The 14,754-nt window shown below is 63.1% G+C and carries 13 protein-coding genes; 6 read left to right on the forward strand and 7 right to left on the reverse strand.

Features of this window, described 5'->3' with window-relative positions; all coding sequences use genetic code 11:
* Window positions 1-70 precede the first annotated feature (70 nt).
* Entirely contained in the window at window positions 71-952 is an 882-nt protein-coding gene (gene ypfJ / locus JDW18_RS16855; RefSeq protein ID WP_218240590.1) for a KPN_02809 family neutral zinc metallopeptidase, read from the reverse strand.
* A gap of 141 nt (window positions 953-1,093) precedes the next feature.
* The gene (locus JDW18_RS16860) at window positions 1,094-1,444 is read right to left on the reverse strand and encodes a hypothetical protein (RefSeq protein WP_218240592.1); all 351 of its coding nucleotides are present in this window, start codon (window positions 1,442-1,444) and stop codon (window positions 1,094-1,096) included.
* Window positions 1,445-1,599: 155 nt separating this feature from the next.
* Here JDW18_RS16860 and JDW18_RS16865 point away from each other — a divergent pair, with 155 nt between their 5' ends.
* From JDW18_RS16865 to nadB, 3 genes are all read left to right on the forward strand, one after another.
* On the forward strand, window positions 1,600-2,559 hold the full coding sequence (locus JDW18_RS16865; protein WP_218240594.1) for a delta(1)-pyrroline-2-carboxylate reductase family protein: 960 nt from the start codon (window positions 1,600-1,602) through the stop codon (window positions 2,557-2,559).
* 184 nt (window positions 2,560-2,743) lie between these two features.
* Window positions 2,744-3,871, forward strand: a complete 1,128-nt coding sequence (gene nadA, locus JDW18_RS16870; RefSeq protein WP_218240596.1) for a quinolinate synthase NadA — start codon at window positions 2,744-2,746, stop codon at window positions 3,869-3,871.
* 10 nt (window positions 3,872-3,881) lie between these two features.
* A complete protein-coding gene (gene nadB / locus JDW18_RS16875; protein ID WP_246610021.1) occupies window positions 3,882-5,441 on the forward strand; it encodes an L-aspartate oxidase in 1,560 nt (519 codons plus the stop codon).
* Between the two features lie 74 nt (window positions 5,442-5,515).
* Here nadB and dcd read toward each other — a convergent pair whose 3' ends face one another.
* The 3 genes from dcd to JDW18_RS16890 form a co-directional block, all read right to left on the reverse strand.
* Window positions 5,516-6,082 (reverse strand): dCTP deaminase, encoded by a 567-nt coding sequence (gene dcd, locus JDW18_RS16880; RefSeq protein ID WP_042414074.1) that lies wholly within the window; start codon window positions 6,080-6,082, stop codon window positions 5,516-5,518.
* A 64-nt stretch (window positions 6,083-6,146) separates the two neighbouring features.
* Window positions 6,147-7,439 (reverse strand): guanine deaminase, encoded by a 1,293-nt coding sequence (gene guaD, locus JDW18_RS16885; protein WP_218240598.1) that lies wholly within the window; start codon window positions 7,437-7,439, stop codon window positions 6,147-6,149.
* Window positions 7,440-7,617: 178 nt separating this feature from the next.
* A complete protein-coding gene (locus tag JDW18_RS16890; protein ID WP_218240600.1) occupies window positions 7,618-8,547 on the reverse strand; it encodes a LysR substrate-binding domain-containing protein in 930 nt (309 codons plus the stop codon).
* A gap of 90 nt (window positions 8,548-8,637) precedes the next feature.
* Between JDW18_RS16890 and JDW18_RS16895 the strand changes: the two genes are divergently transcribed.
* Window positions 8,638-9,861, forward strand: a complete 1,224-nt coding sequence (locus tag JDW18_RS16895) for an MFS transporter (RefSeq protein ID WP_218240602.1) — start codon at window positions 8,638-8,640, stop codon at window positions 9,859-9,861.
* Window positions 9,862-9,863: 2 nt separating this feature from the next.
* Here JDW18_RS16895 and JDW18_RS16900 read toward each other — a convergent pair whose 3' ends face one another.
* Window positions 9,864-11,006, reverse strand: a complete 1,143-nt coding sequence (locus JDW18_RS16900) for a BMP family ABC transporter substrate-binding protein (protein ID WP_246610023.1) — start codon at window positions 11,004-11,006, stop codon at window positions 9,864-9,866.
* Window positions 11,007-11,410: 404 nt separating this feature from the next.
* Window positions 11,411-12,313: a LysR family transcriptional regulator gene (locus JDW18_RS16905; protein ID WP_218240603.1), complete on the reverse strand. Its 903-nt coding sequence runs from the start codon at window positions 12,311-12,313 to the stop codon at window positions 11,411-11,413.
* A gap of 104 nt (window positions 12,314-12,417) precedes the next feature.
* Between JDW18_RS16905 and glaH the strand changes: the two genes are divergently transcribed.
* Both glaH and JDW18_RS16915 read left to right on the forward strand, forming a co-directional pair.
* Window positions 12,418-13,341, forward strand: a complete 924-nt coding sequence (glaH, locus tag JDW18_RS16910; protein WP_218240604.1) for a glutarate dioxygenase GlaH — start codon at window positions 12,418-12,420, stop codon at window positions 13,339-13,341.
* Window positions 13,342-13,476: 135 nt separating this feature from the next.
* Entirely contained in the window at window positions 13,477-14,727 is a 1,251-nt protein-coding gene (locus JDW18_RS16915; protein WP_218240605.1) for an alpha-hydroxy acid oxidase, read from the forward strand.
* Window positions 14,728-14,754: the final 27 nt, after the last annotated feature.

Below are 14,754 nucleotides of genomic sequence, written 5' to 3' on the forward strand. Positions count from 1 at the left end.
CGCTGTAGGTGATCGACCAAAACAAAAGGCGTGTGACTGTGCACACGCCTTTTTTAGCCGCTTCAGCCGCTTACAGCGACTGCGCGGAGAACGTATCGCAAGCCTTCATGCTGCCCGTCTTGTAGCCTTGGGTGAACCAGCGCACACGCTGGGCACTGGAGCCGTGGGTGAAGCTGTCGGGGCGCACCGTGCCTGTGGCTTCACGCTGCAGCTTGTCGTCACCAATTTGCTGCGCAGCGTTCATGGCCGACTCAATATCGCCCTGCTCCAGCCAGCTCTTGGCCTGCTGGGACTTGTTGGCCCAGATACCAGCCAGGCAGTCGGCCTGCAGTTCCAGACGCACGGAAGCCGCATTCTGCTCACGCTCGCTGACGCGGCCACGCATGGCGTCCACCTTGTCGGAAACCCCCAGCAGATTCTGCACATGGTGCCCCACTTCGTGGGCAATCACATAGGCCTGCGCAAACTGGCCGGGCGCGCCCAGCTGGCGGCTCATGGTGTTGAAGAAGTCCATGTCCAGATAGACCTTCTGGTCACCAGGGCAGTAAAACGGCCCCATGGCTGCCTGCCCGGTGCCGCAAGCCGTGCGCGTGACGCCCGTATAGAGCACCAGCTTGGGGTTGCGATACTGGGCGCCGCCCTCACGGAAGATCTGTGTCCAGACATCCTCCGTCGAAGCCAGCACGGTAGAGACAAATTTGGCGCCCTGGTCATTGCCTGCAGGACGCTGTGCAGGCGCCTGCTGCTGCACCTGGGGCGAGCCGCCGCCAGAGAGCACGCCAATCGTTGTCAGCGGGTTGATGCCGAAGACACCCCAGCCAATCAGGGCCAGCACCACGGTGCCAATGCCAATGCCGCGGCCACCAATGGGAAAGCCGCCACCACCGCCGCCACCGTCCGAGCCTCGGCGGTCTTCCACATTGTCTGACTCGCGGTTTCCTTCCCATTTCATGGTGCTTACTCCTGTGTGCTGTATTGCGTTGGTGACGACACTGTGCCGGGTGGCGATATTACGTGCTGTGCCGCCCTGTGCGCCAACTCCTGACGGGCTTTTCAGCGATCAACGCCCACCATTCTCAGCATTGTTGACGTTTCAGCGTCCCAGAGAACCCGCTCCAGAGGTCTGCGCGGGCGTGCTCGTCAGCGTCAATCCGGTATTCGCGGCTTCGGCCTGATTGCGCGCCATCTGCTCCTCCACCACATTGACCATGCTCAGCAAAAGATAAGCCACGGCCAGCAAGCCAATCACACCCAGCACCGCAGATATCCAGCCTTTGCCCGATGAGGACTTGCGCGGCGCGGCCGCCTGCACCTGGCTGGGCTGATAGCCGCCTGACGACGCATCGGCATCGCGCCACACGGGCTCTGCACGCGTGGCACTGGCGGGTGCCTGAGTCCAGCCGGGTTCTTGGCGTTGGGAAGAGCGAGGAGACAAACCAGACATGAATCTCAAATAAAAAGAAATACAACAGCCGCTATTGTGCGCGCTGGCGCCCCCTGGCAACAGACAGCCCCCGGCTCCCGCATGTCAGGCAAAGCCCTGAGAACGCTGCCGCATCTGTAAGCTAACGGCTATCCAAACGCCCATCAAGGCCCGCCATGACCGTTGCAACACCGCCCGCCTCCAGTGCTCTGGATGCAAAGGCCACCGCCAAGCTTCTGCCCTGGACTGCGCTGGCCGATGAAATTGAGCAGCTTTTGCAACAACTGCAAAACAGTTCATCCGTCTCAGTTCCGCCACGTATCGTCATGCCCATGGGCAAAGATGGCAGCCTGTTCTGCATGCCTGCGACGGACGGCGAGCTGGCCATGACCAAGCTCATCAGTTTCACGCCGGGCAACGCGGGCAGCGGCCGCCCCACCATTCAGGGCGATATCGTCGTGTTTGACGTGGCCACCGGCCAGCGCCAGCTGATTCTGGATGGCCCCACCGTCACAGCGCGGCGCACTGCGGCGGTTTCCTTGCTGGCTGCGCGCAGGCTGGCGGCCCAGCCGCAGGGCCCTTTGCTCATCATTGGCGCAGGGGTTCAGGGCAGCGCCCACCTGCAGGCTTTTGCCGCAGGGCTGGGCACGCGCGAGGTCTGGGTACATTCGCGCAGCAGCGCCAGCGCGCAGGCCTTGGTGGCGCAGGCACAGGCCATGGGCTTGCAGGCCAAGCAAGTGAGTGACCTGACAGACGCCGTGCGCCACTGCCCGCTGATCGTGACCTGCACGCCCGCGCAGGCCGTGGTGCTGACCGAAGCCCCGCACCCCGATGCCTTTGTCTGTGCAGTCGGCGCCTTCACGCCGCAGATGGTGGAGCTGGCGCCTGAGCTGTGCCACCACTTTCTGCAGCATGGCCAGGTTGTGGTGGACACCGACGACGCGGGCCATGAAGCGGGCGATCTGCTGCAGGCAGGCATTGACATTGCTGCGCTGCCCACGCTGGCCAAGGTGGTGCAGCAAGACTGGCCTCGCCCTCAGGGAGCAGTGCTTTTCAAATCCTGCGGCTGGGGCGGCTGGGATCTGGCAGCCACGCGCCTTGCGCTGCGCCAGCACAGGAACGCTATCAATACATGAGCTATTAACGCCTCATGAATAAGCGCTAATGGCTGTTTTTATTGAAATTCTGGTCGCCGCAACAGCCTGGCTGTTGCGTCAAAGCTGCTCTGACTATTTCGGCAGGTGACAAATCCGTCAAACCCCGGTTAAATAATACTCAATCTGAGTATAACTATTTAACAACGCAACCCGGATGGAGACCATGCCAATCAAGACCGTAGAGTTCGATCACCCCAAAACCGGCGGCAGTTGCAGCACCGCCCAGGCCTGGGCCAGAGTGCTGCCAGAGCAAAACCCCCAGCAATTGCAGCAGACGGCCCAGCGCATCAAGGCCTTGCTAGCCGAGCGCAACGCCACGCTGGTGGCCCATTACTACGTGGATGGTGCGCTGCAGGACCTGGCCCGCGAAACCGGCGGCTGCGTGGGCGATTCGCTGGAGATGGCGCGCTTTGGGTCTGAGCACCCAGCTACTACTTTGATAGTGGCTGGCGTACGCTTCATGGGCGAGACCGCCAAAATTCTGAGCCCCGAGAAAACCATTCTCATGCCCGACGGCGATGCCACCTGCTCTCTCGACCTGGGCTGCCCTGCTGAGGAATTCAGCCAGTTTTGCGACCAGCACCCGGACCGCACCGTGGTCGTTTACGCCAACACCAGCGCTGCCGTGAAGGCGCGGGCCGACTGGGTCGTCACCTCCTCGGTGGGTCAGGACATCGTGGCCGCCCTGCATGCACGCGGCGAAAAAATCCTCTGGGCCCCCGACCGTCACCTGGGCGGCCATATCCAGCGCGAAACCGGGGCCGACATGCTGCTGTGGCAAGGCAGCTGCGTGGTGCACGACGAATTCAAGGCCGATGAGCTGCAGGCCCTGGCCGATGCCCACCCCGAGGCCGCCATCCTCGTGCACCCCGAATCCCCCGCCGCCGTCACCGCACTGGCCGATGTGGTGGGCTCCACCACCCAGCTGATAGCCGCTGTGGGCCGCCTGCCCACCAACACCTTCATCGTCGCCACCGATCAGGGCATTCTTCACGACATGCGCCTGCGCTACCCCGGCAAAACCTTTCTGGCTGCGCCCACGGCGGGCACGGGCGGCAGTTGCAAAAGCTGCGCCTTCTGTCCCTGGATGGCCATGAACAGCCTGCAAGGCGTAGAGCAGGTCCTGCGGCAAGGCTCGGGCGCCATCGAACTGGACGCCACGCTGGGCCGCGCTGCCCGCAAACCCATACAGCGCATGCTGGACTTTGCCGCCGCCCGCAAGCAAAACGTGCAGGCCAGCGGCGATATGGTGCTGGACACCGCCCTCTTCCACCAGTTCGGCCCCGCCTGAGATGAGCAGCATGCCCCCCCTCAACACCCCGGACATGAGCACCGATGTACTCATCATCGGCGCCGGACTGGCCGGGCTGACCGTCGCCCTCAGCCTGCCCGATCATTTGCGCATCACCATCCTGAGTAAAGGCCCGCTGAACGAATGCGCCAGCGCCTGGGCACAAGGCGGCATTGCCGCCGTGCTGGACCCGGATGACGACGTTGAAGCCCATGTGCAAGACACGCTGATTGCCGGTGCTGGCCTGTGCGACGAGACCGCCGTGCGCCGCATCCTTGCCCAAGGCCCGCAGGCCATTGACTGGCTGCAGGCCCATGGCGTGTGCTTTGACACCGAAGAAAACGGCCGCCTGCACCTGACGCGTGAAGGCGGCCACAGTGCCCGGCGCATTGCCCATGTGGCCGACCACACCGGCCAGGCCGTGCACCACAGCCTGCTGCAGGCCTGTGCAGAGCGCAGCCACATCACCATGCTGGCGCCCTGCCGCGCCACAGAACTGCTGCTGGACGGCCAGCGCCGCTGCGCCGGTGCCACCATTGCGCATGCCGATGGCAGCCAGCAGCGCCTGCTGGCCAGCCACACCGTGCTGGCCACGGGCGGCATGGGCCAGATTTACGCCAGCACCACCAACCCGGACTGCGCCACGGGTGACGGCATTGCCCTGGCCTGGCGTGCGGGCTGCACGGTGCGCGACCTGGAGTTCATGCAGTTCCACCCCACGGCGCTGCACATCGGCGGCAAGGCCATGGGCCTGGTTTCAGAAGCGCTGCGCGGTGAAGGCGCCACCCTGCACCTGCCTGATGCCAGCGGCCAGCCCAGTGAGCGCTTCATGCTGCGCCATGACGAACGGGCCGAACTGGCCCCGCGTGACATCGTGGCCCGCGCCATTGATACCGAAATGCGCGCCCACAGCCTGAGCCATGTGCTGCTGGACATTCGCCACCACAGCCGCGACTGGCTCAGCCGCCATTTTCCGGCCGTCATGGCGCTGTGCGCAGCGCATGGCATAGACATCGCCACGCAGGCCATACCTGTGGCGCCCTGCGCCCACTACGCCTGTGGCGGTGTGCAGGCCCATACCGACGGCAGCACCGGCGTGGCCGGGCTGCTGGCCGTGGGTGAAGTGGCCCGCACCGGCCTGCACGGGGCCAACCGGCTGGCCAGCAACTCCTTGCTGGAATGTGTGGTCATGGGCCGCGCCGCCGCCGCGCGCATTGCGGCCCAGCCTCTGTACAAGCACTCACGCATTCATAGCACTTACCGCAATCAAGACAAGGGCTTGAGCATTAAAACGCTACCGGAGATGCACATTGCACTGCAACAGCTGATGCAAACCCATATGGGCGTGGTGCGCGGCAACCACCGCCTGATTGCCGCCGCCAAGCAACTGGTGCTGTGGCGTGCCCAGTGGCGCGGGGCCGATGCAGCCCTGCGCAACCAGCTGGTGCTATGCAGCCTGATGGTGGATGCCGCACTGCAGCGCCACCACAGCGTAGGTGCACACTGCAATCTGGACTGGCCGGCGCTGGAAACTGCGACGGCGACGGCGACGGCGACGGCGACGGCGTAAACACGCCCGGAAAAACAAAAAGCCCGCTGCAGACACAGCGGGCTTTTTGCATGATTTTCTGAAAGATCAGGCGATCAGGTGCGTGGCAGGGTCACGCCATGCTGGCCCTGGTACTTGCCATTGCGGTCCTTGTAGCTCATCTCGCACTGCTCATCGCCCTGGAAGAACAGCACCTGGGCGCAGCCTTCACCGGCGTAAATCTTGGCGGGCAGCGGCGTGGTGTTGGAGAACTCCAGCGTCACATAGCCTTCCCACTCGGGCTCAAACGGCGTCACGTTCACGATGATGCCGCAGCGCGCGTAGGTGCTCTTGCCCAGGCACACGGTCAACACGTCGCGGGGAATGCGGAAGTATTCCACCGTGCGGGCCAGCGCAAAGCTGTTGGGCGGGATGATGCAGTAGTCGCCTTCCATGTCGACAAAGCTTTTTTCGTCGAAGTTCTTGGGGTCCACCACCGTGCTGTGGATGTTGGTGAAGACCTTGAATTCACGTGCGCAGCGGATGTCGTAGCCATAGCTGGATGTGCCGTAGCTGATGACCTTCTTGCCGTCCACCTGGCGCACCTGGCCGGGCTCGAAGGGCTCGATCATGCCGTGCTGTTCCGCCATCTGACGGATCCACTTGTCGCTCTTGATGCTCATTGGGAAATCCTGTTTCGCTTGTTTTTTGATAGCGCCATGCGGCTATACAACCAGCGCAAGACCCCTATTTTGCTTGAGAAACAATGGTTTGCTCAATCAGGCGGTCATCCCCCAGCACGATCATGGCAAACAGCAGCTCGTCCAGATTGCGCGCCTGCGCCGTCTTACGCGCCAAGAGCGGCGTGCAGGCCGGGTTGATGACCACAAAATCCGCCTCACAGCCCGGCTGCAGATTGCCAATCACGCCCTGCAAGCCCAGCGCCCGCGCCGCGCCCGCCGTGTGCTGCCACCACAGGTTTTGCGGCGACAGGCTCTGGCCCTGCTTGCTATGGCTTTCGCGGCCCACCACATAGGCGGCCTGCATGGTGCGAAACGGCGAAAAGCTCATGCCGCCGCCCACATCGCTGGCCAAGCCATAGAGCATGCCTGCTTCATCGGCCTTGAGGTAGTCAAAAAAGCCGCTGGCCAGAAACTGGTTGCTGGTGGGGCTGATGGCCGCCGCGCTGCGAGTGCTGTGCATCAGTTGGCGATCGGTTTCGTCCAGCCAGATGCTGTGGGCGTACACCGCCCGCTCGCGCATCAGGCCAAAGTCATCGTACACGGCCAGATAGCTGCGCGACTGAGGGAACAGTTCTTTGACCCAGGCCACTTCGTCCAGGTTTTCAGCCACATGGGACTGAATCCACACATCGGAATACTTGGCCGCCAGTTCGCCCGCTCCACGCAGCTGCGCCTCGGTACTGGTGGGGGCAAAACGCGGCGTGATGGCGTAACCCAGACGATCCACGCCATGCCAGCGCTGGATCAGGGTTTCGGTGTCGATCAGGCTTTGCTCGGTCTCGTCGCGCACGCCATCAGGGCTGTTGCGGTCTTGCAGCACCTTGCCCGCAATCATGCGCATGCCCCGTTGTTGCGCGGCGGTCATGATGGCGTCCACCGATGTGGGGTGCGAGGTGGCAAAAGCCAGCGCCGTGGTCACGCCATTGCGCGCCAGCTCGTCCATGAAAAACTGGGCCACGCTGTCGGCATATTCGCGGTCTGAGAAACGCGATTCGTGCGGGAAGGTGTAGTTTTCCAGCCAGGGCAGCAGGCCCGGCGCAGGTGCGCCAATCACATCGGTCTGCGGGTAGTGAATGTGCAGATCGACAAAGCCCGGCGCCAGCAGCTTGCCGGGCAGGTGCACCACTTCCACGCCTTCGCGGTGAGTGTAGTGATCGGCCAACGCCTGCCAGCTGCCTGCAGCCACCACGCGCTGCACGCCCGCAGCATCCGCAGCCACGGCCAGCAGGGCATCGGAGTCATAGACCGCCTGGCCGTCATCGGCAAAGCGCAGCAGGGCACTACGGTAGATTTTCATGACCCCAAGCTTAAGCGCCATCCGCGCCGTGGAGCACACGGGCGCGCTTATAGCGGCTATATGGTTTGAGGAACAAAGCCCGCGCTCTTAAAAGCAGAGCTTCCTGCGCAATACCTGCCTTGATTTTGCATAGATATGCTTTGAAATTAGCAACAGGCAGGCGCCAGCTGCTTCTGTTTCAATAGCACCCATCCTGCTTCAGTCGTTCGGCCACGCTTTGCTGCAGCAGCTGCGCCAGTTGATGGACGGGCGCCAGCTGCCCCTTGCTGCACAGATACAGCTGCATGCCGGGCAAGGCAGGAAGAAGCGCCGCCTCATCGCCTTGCAGCGCCCGCACATGGGCAGGCAACCCAAGCCGCGTGCGCACCGACAGACCCAATCCGGCCCCAACTGCCGCCCATAGCGCCGTGAGGCTGGGGCTGGAAAACGCAGGCCGCCAAGCCACCTCCTCGCGAGCCAGAATCTGCGGCACCAGCGAGCTTAAAGGGCAGGGCTTGCTCAGCAGCACCAGCGGCAGTGCAGGCTGCGCGCCACCCTCATTCAGCGGCCACCAGGGCAGGCTTTCACGCGTCAGTGGCAAATCAGCCGGGGCTATCCAGCACAGCGGCAACTGCGCCAGTGCCACACCATCCGCAGGTGGCGTGATGTGCCCCACATCCCACAGCAAAGTCAGGTCCAGCAAACCTGCGTCGTAGAGCTGCAGCAAATCGGCACTTTTGCCCGATTGCACCTGCACCTGCAGCCGTGGGTGAGCGCGTGCAAAGCGGCCCAGCACCGTGGGCAACACGGATTCACCCAGGTCTTCCGGCAGGCCCAGGCGCACCAGCCCTTCCAGCTGACTGGAGCGCACTGCAGCCACCGCTTCGTCGTTGAGATCCAGCAGGCGCTGGGCATAGGCCAGCATGGTGTGACCCGCCTCGGTCAGTTCCAGCCCGCGCCCAGACTTGCGCAGCAGCTCGCAGCCCGTCTGCATCTCCAGCTTTTTGAGCTGGGCACTGACCGCCGAGGTAGAGCGCCCCAGCCGGTCGGCCGCCTGCGCAAAGCTGCCCAGCGCCACCCCTGTCGCAAAGCTGCGCAGCACATCCAGATCGAGATTCGTGACAGACATAGCAACCATCCTGTTTTTCAAAACTATTTGAATTGAATTATCTGATTTTCAAAATCATTGTGCCAAACCACACTGGCGGCCATGCACACCATGACCTCCCCTCAAGCCATCCCCCATTCGCCCCACCAGCGCTGGAAAGTGCTGGCTGCGGGCACGCTGGCCAATGCCGCGTTCTCCATGGTGTTCAGCGGCATTCCGATGACCGCCATCATGCTGCGCAGCAGCTATGGGCTGGATAACGCCGGACTGGGTCTGGTACTGGGCCTGATGGGCCTGGGCATTGCGCTGAGCGAGCTGCCCTGGGGCTTGCTGACCGATCGCTGGGGCGACCGGCCTGTGCTGCTTACCGGGCTTGGCGGCACCTGCGTAACGCTGCTCGCCTTGAGCATCTTGGGCGCACCACATGCCGGGCAAGTTCCGCCCGTCGCGTGGCTGGGTTCACTTTTGCTGCTGACGGGTTTGCTGGGCGGCAGCGTCAACGGTGCCAGTGGCCGCGCCATCATGCTGTGGTTTGCGGCCAGCCAGCGCGGCCTGGCCATGAGCATTCGCCAGACCGCAATTCCCATGGGTGGCGCGCTGGGGGCTTTGCTCCTGCCCTGGCTGGCCTTGCGGCATGGTTTTGTCAGCGTTTTTGCGACGCTTGCGGCCGCCACCATGCTGGCAGCCCTGCTCTGTGCGCTATGGATTCATGAGCCCTCACGCAAGCTGGATGAGCGCTGCAGCCCGAAAAGCCCAAGCCTCGCGGCACTCCGCAACCGGCAGGTCTGGCGGTTGTGCCTGGGCATAGGCTTGCTGTGCGTGCCCCAGTTTGCCGTGCTGCAGTTTGGCACCGTTTTTCTGCACGATGGCGCCCGGCTGGGCACCGGCACCCTATCGGCCGCAATGGCTACGCTGCAGATCAGCGCCATGGCACTGCGTATCTGGAGCGGCCACTGGACGGACAAACACCGCAATCGCAGCGTCTATCTGGCGGCCTGCATTGGCACCAGCGCTTTGCTGTTTGCACTGCTGGCCGCCGCCAGCGCCCTGCACTTCAGCCCTGGCGCTTTGGTGCTACTTCTGGTGCTGAGCGGCACGGCGGTTTCCGCATGGCACGGCGTGGCCTATGCCGAGTTGGCCACGATTGCCGGAATGCAGCAGGCGGGCACGGCGCTGGGCCTGTGCAACACGCTGGTGTTCATCGCCAACTTTCTGACCCCGCAGGCCGTTGCCAGCCTGTTGCTGCACGCGCCCTGGGCCGCTATCTGGATTGCCGCCAGCAGTTGCTGCCTGCTGTGCGTTCCGCTGCTGGCGCGCAAGAATGCAGCACGCTGAATTCAGCGTGGCAGCGTGCCAACCACGCCTTCGGCCAGCCAGTTCATTTCTAGAATCTGGGCGTCCGTCAGCGCCTTGCCGGCAGGAATGCGCACCTGGCCCTGGTTGTCGCGCACGGGCTGCTTGCCCGCGGCAAACGGTGCCAGTTGGCCCTTGGCCATTTGCTGCTCGCGCAGCAGCACTTCTTCGCGCGCAGCCTTGGGCAGCCTGGGGCCAAAGCCTTCCACGCCCACCATGCCGTCCTTCACGCCGCCCCAGAAGTCCTGACTCTTCCAGGTTCCGTCCAGAACAGCCCTCGCACGCTGCTCGTAATACTTGCCCCAGCGATGAGTGACAGCCAGCAACTGCGCATCGGGCGCTACTTTGCGCATATCAGAGTGAAAGGCAATCGCCATCTTGCCGCGCTCCTGCGCGGCCTGCATCACGGCAGTGGATGCCACCTGAAAGGCCACCACGTCCACATCCTGGTTGAACAGCGTCATGGCGGCATCGCGCTCGCGGGGAGGATCAAACCAGTTGTTGAGCCAGATCACGCGCACCTGAGCCTTGGGGTTGACGCTGCGCATGCCCAGGGCAAAGGCGTTGATGCCCTGCAGCACCTCGGGAATGGGGAACCCCACCACAAAACCAGCCACCCCCGTCTTGCTGGCGCGCGCGGCGGCGATGCCCGAGAGGTAACGCCCTTCGTAATGCCGGGCGTTAGCGGTGGCTACGTTCTCGGTGCGCTTGTAGCCGGTGAGGTTTTCGAACTTCACATCGGGAAAGTCTCGCGCCACCTTGAGTGTGGGCTCCATATAGCCAAAGCTGGTGGTAAAGATCAGCTTGTTGCCACTGGCGGCCAGGTCGCGCAGCACGCGCTCGGCATCCGCGCCTTCGGCCACGTTGTCAACGGCCACGGTCTGCACCTTGCTGCCCAGCGCTGCCTGCAGCGCCTTGCGCCCCTCTTCGTGCTGGCGTGTCCAGCCAGCATCCAGCACGGGCGTGACATAGACAAAAGCCGTCTTCAGCGGTGCGCTTGCGGGGGCGGGGGCTGCCGCCTGCGCTGCGCCCAGAGCAGATGCCAGCAGCACTGCGGCCAGTTTGGGCAAGCATTGCGACAAGGTACGGCCCGCACGCGGCAGGCCATGAGTGAGAGTGAACATCATGATGTTGAGGAGGTTTGCAACTCCGCAATGCGCAGATGGGCGCGCACAGAAATCTGCACGCTAGGCGCTGCCGCGCCACAGGGCGCAGCGAACCAGCAGCCAGGCAGAGGCCACGCAGGCTCAGGCCACCTCGCAGACGGAAGTTGCTATGGGTTCAGAGGGAGTTACGCAAAGCGGCCAGCAGAACGTGGCGCTAAGGCAAAGACAAATCGGGTGCAGAGATCATCACCGGCGCACAGGTGATTGATTTGTCTGCGTATTTTAGAAGTGACGCTCTTCATGGACTACCTCGATGGGATAGCGGTTGGGGTAGCCGGTGCCGTTGTCGCAGCACTGGCAGTGAGGGCGCAATTGTCTCGCCAAACGAAAAAGCTGTCACGCCGCTGCACCATTGCCGAAGCCTCTCAGCGCTGATCGGCACAGTCCCGGGCTATGGCCAGAAAGGCACGCACGGCGGGTGAGTTCTCTCGTTCGCGATAGGCCAGCGCCATCTGCACGGTTTCCTTGAAGCCCCGCAGTGGCCGGAAGATCACGCCGGGCTGATGGAGCAGCCGGTTTGACTCAGGCAGCACCACCACTCCGTAGCCCGCCGCCGCCAGACTGGTGGCCGTCACAAAGTCATTGACGCGGTAAGCCTCGCGGGCCGAAAAGCCCGCTGCATCGGCCAGCCGCGCCAGCACCTCGGCAAAGCCTTCGCTTTCATTGACGAACTGCGGCGCAATAAAGGTCTGGCCACGCAAATCGGCCACGCTGATGGATTCGTGGCGTGCCAGCGGATGGTTCTCCGCCATGGCCACCATGAATGGCTCGCTGTGCACGATCACGGCCTTGACACCTTCCGGATAGCGCCTGCGCGGGCGCAGCAGCCCGGCATCAATCTCGCCCTGCTGCAACGCCTGCAGCTGGCGCGGCGTTTCCATGGCCAGCACCTGCATATGCACCTGCTCATGGCCGGGGCGAAACTTCGTCAACACCCGCGCCAGCATGCCCGATGTGACGGCTGACGAGATATAGCCCAGCTTGACATGGCCGCTCATGCCCTGCGCCGCCAGCTGGCCAATTTGCTGCGCCCGCTCCATATGGCGCAGCACGGCCACGGCCTCGTCATACAGCAGCTCGCCCGCATCGGTCAGCGTGATGGGTTTGCGCTTATTGCGCTGCAGCAGGCGCACACCCAGTTGCTGCTCCAGCTGCTGCACCTGCACGCTGACGGCTGACTGGGCCACACCCAGCTTGTCGGCTGCGCGAGAGAAATGCAGCTCCTGGGCTACGGTGACGAAGTGCTCCAGTTGCCGGTAGCTGAGCATGAAGACCTTTAATCTGAATTAATGATTAAACAATGCATTTAAACCCATAGATCGTATCAAACAAGAAGGGTTCAATCACACCATTCCCGATTGAGACTTCTGCCATGAACGCCACCACACCCCAGCACCTGATTCAGCCCGCCCACTACGAAATCAGCGCGCACCCAGAACACCCCCGTCTGAAGAAGCTGACGCTGAATGCACAGGCCCTGTCTGCCTTTCTGGCCGATGTGCAGGACATTGACGTGCAAAACCTTGAATACGTTCCCTTCATGCGCTTTCACCTGGCGCGCCGCCTGAAGGCCCATCTGGGCGCAGACTTTGCCCAAACGCTGGTCAGCATCATCAAAGACCGAAACCACGGCGGCTTTGTGCTGGGTCTGGAAGGTGTGAGCCAGCACAGTGACGACTTCGTGAAGTTCGGCACCGCCATCGGCCACCTTCTTGGCCCGGCCAATCACGACTCCATGTCGAACAAGTACTACGCGCGCTTCCTGGTCAAGCACACCGACGCCAGCGACTCCTATCTGCGCCAGGCCTACCGCCTGTTCACCATGCACACCGACGGAACCTTCGTGACCGAAGCCACCGACTGGCTGCTGATGATGAAATTCGACGAACAGAACGCCGTGGGCGGCGAGTCGCGCTTTCTGCACCTGGATGACTGGAGCGAGCTGAACCGCTTTGTGCAAGACCCGCTGGGCGCCAAGCCCTTGCTGTACAAGGCTCCTGGCTCCAAGAACGTGCAGGAACGCGTGGAGCGCCCGGTGTTCTTCCACGGTGAGTTCGGCCTGTCCATGTCCTTTATCGACCAGTTTGTGCAACCTGCCAACGATGCAGAGGCCGAATATCTGCAGAACCTGTCGGAATCGATGGAAAATTCGCCGGGCACCCGCACCGTCAGCCTGCCCTCTGGCGATCTGGTGGTGCTGAACAACTACTTCTACGTGCACGGCCGCGCGCCGTTCGAGCGTAATGAGCAACTGCACCGCGAGCTGATGCGTCAGCGTGGTACTTTCGCTCAGTAAGCTTTGAGCCGCTGATGTTTCTGGCCCGCCCCCGTGCACCACAAGTGTGCGGGGGCGTTGCCCCTTGGACCCCAAGCTCTACACCACGCTCTACACCAAGTTAGACCCCGAATTTCGCTCTCGAAGCGCCCCACCATGGCACAGTCTCCCGCCCCAGCTGCCAACGCAGCCACCGCCCCTCAAACGCAAACCTCGCAAGCCGCCTACGGCCAGCGCGCAGGCCTGCCCCGTCATCTGCAAAGCATTCTGTCGCTCAACGACTTCGAGGCCGCTGCGCGCAAGCACCTGCCCCGCCCTCTGTACGGTTATGTCTCCGGTGCAGCCGAAGATTGCGTATCCCTGCAGGCCAACCGCGACAGCTTTCAGCAATACGGCTTCAGCTCGCGGGTCATGGTGGACGTCTCCCAGCGCAGCCAGAAAGTCGAGCTGTTCGGCCAGACCTGGGACTCACCCTTTGGCGTGGCCCCTGTGGGTATCAGCGCCATCTCGGCCTATCGCGGCGATCTGGTGCTGGCACAGACGGCGGCGGCCAACCGCATTCCCGCCATCATGAGTGGCACATCGCTCATTCCCATGGAAGAAGTGGCCAAGGCCGCGCCTTCCACCTGGTTTCAGGCCTATCTGCCCGGCGACACCACGCGCATTGATGGCCTGATCGACCGTATCGAAGCCGCAGGCTTTGGCACGCTGGTCATCACCGTGGACATTCCTGTCTGGGCCAACCGCGAAAACAATGTGCGCACCGGTTTTTCCATGCCACTGCGCCCCTCACTGCGCCTGGCCTATGACGGCATCACCCGCCCGCGCTGGATGGTGGGCACCATGCTGCGCACGCTCATCAACCACGGCATGCCGCACTTCGAGAACTCGTTTGCCACACGCGGCGCGCCCTTGCTGTCCAACACCGCCATCCGTGACACCACGGGCCGCGACCACCTGAACTGGAAGCATATCGAGCGCATTCGCCAGCGCTGGAATGGCAACCTCATCATCAAAGGCATCCTCAACGAAGAAGACGCCGTGATGGCCACCGATATTGGCGCGCAGGGCATCGTGGTCAGCAACCACGGCGGCCGCCAGCTCGATGGCGTGGTCGCCCCGCTGCAGATGCTGCCCTCTGTGGTGGACCGCGTGGGCCACCGCACCGCCGTAATGATGGACAGCGGCATCCGCCGTGGCAGCGATGTGCTCAAGGCTGTGGCCCTGGGCGCACGCATGGTGTTTCTGGGCCGCCCCTTTATGTACGCCGCTGCCGTGGGTGGCGCACAAGGCGTGGATCACGCCATCACGCTGCTGCGCGACGAGGTGGACCGCAATATGGCCATGCTGGGCGCGACGTCGATGGCGGAGATCACTAGGGACTGCCTGCGGGCCAAGTCAGCCTGAGCCTCTTCAAGGGGCGTGTGAACGCGC

It is taken from the genome of Comamonas fluminis, assembly GCF_019186805.1.
Taxonomy (GTDB): Bacteria; Pseudomonadota; Gammaproteobacteria; order Burkholderiales; family Burkholderiaceae_C; genus Comamonas; species Comamonas fluminis.

Bases quoted from the DNA above. Each gene is read 5' to 3' on its own strand.
- ypfJ (WP_218240590.1), bottom strand. From the start codon at position 952: ATGAAATGGGAAGGAAACCGCGAGTCAGACAATGTGGAAGACCGCCGA.
- JDW18_RS16860 (WP_218240592.1), bottom strand. From the start codon at position 1,444: ATGTCTGGTTTGTCTCCTCGCTCTTCCCAACGCCAAGAACCCGGCTGG.
- JDW18_RS16865 (WP_218240594.1), top strand. From the start codon at position 1,600: ATGACCGTTGCAACACCGCCCGCCTCCAGTGCTCTGGATGCAAAGGCC.
- nadA (WP_218240596.1), top strand. From the start codon at position 2,744: ATGCCAATCAAGACCGTAGAGTTCGATCACCCCAAAACCGGCGGCAGT.
- nadB (WP_246610021.1), top strand. From the start codon at position 3,882: ATGCCCCCCCTCAACACCCCGGACATGAGCACCGATGTACTCATCATC.
- dcd (WP_042414074.1), bottom strand. From the start codon at position 6,082: ATGAGCATCAAGAGCGACAAGTGGATCCGTCAGATGGCGGAACAGCAC.
- guaD (WP_218240598.1), bottom strand. From the start codon at position 7,439: ATGAAAATCTACCGTAGTGCCCTGCTGCGCTTTGCCGATGACGGCCAG.
- JDW18_RS16890 (WP_218240600.1), bottom strand. From the start codon at position 8,547: ATGTCTGTCACGAATCTCGATCTGGATGTGCTGCGCAGCTTTGCGACA.
- JDW18_RS16895 (WP_218240602.1), top strand. From the start codon at position 8,638: ATGACCTCCCCTCAAGCCATCCCCCATTCGCCCCACCAGCGCTGGAAA.
- JDW18_RS16900 (WP_246610023.1), bottom strand. From the start codon at position 11,006: ATGATGTTCACTCTCACTCATGGCCTGCCGCGTGCGGGCCGTACCTTG.
- JDW18_RS16905 (WP_218240603.1), bottom strand. From the start codon at position 12,313: ATGCTCAGCTACCGGCAACTGGAGCACTTCGTCACCGTAGCCCAGGAG.
- glaH (WP_218240604.1), top strand. From the start codon at position 12,418: ATGAACGCCACCACACCCCAGCACCTGATTCAGCCCGCCCACTACGAA.
- JDW18_RS16915 (WP_218240605.1), top strand. From the start codon at position 13,477: ATGGCACAGTCTCCCGCCCCAGCTGCCAACGCAGCCACCGCCCCTCAA.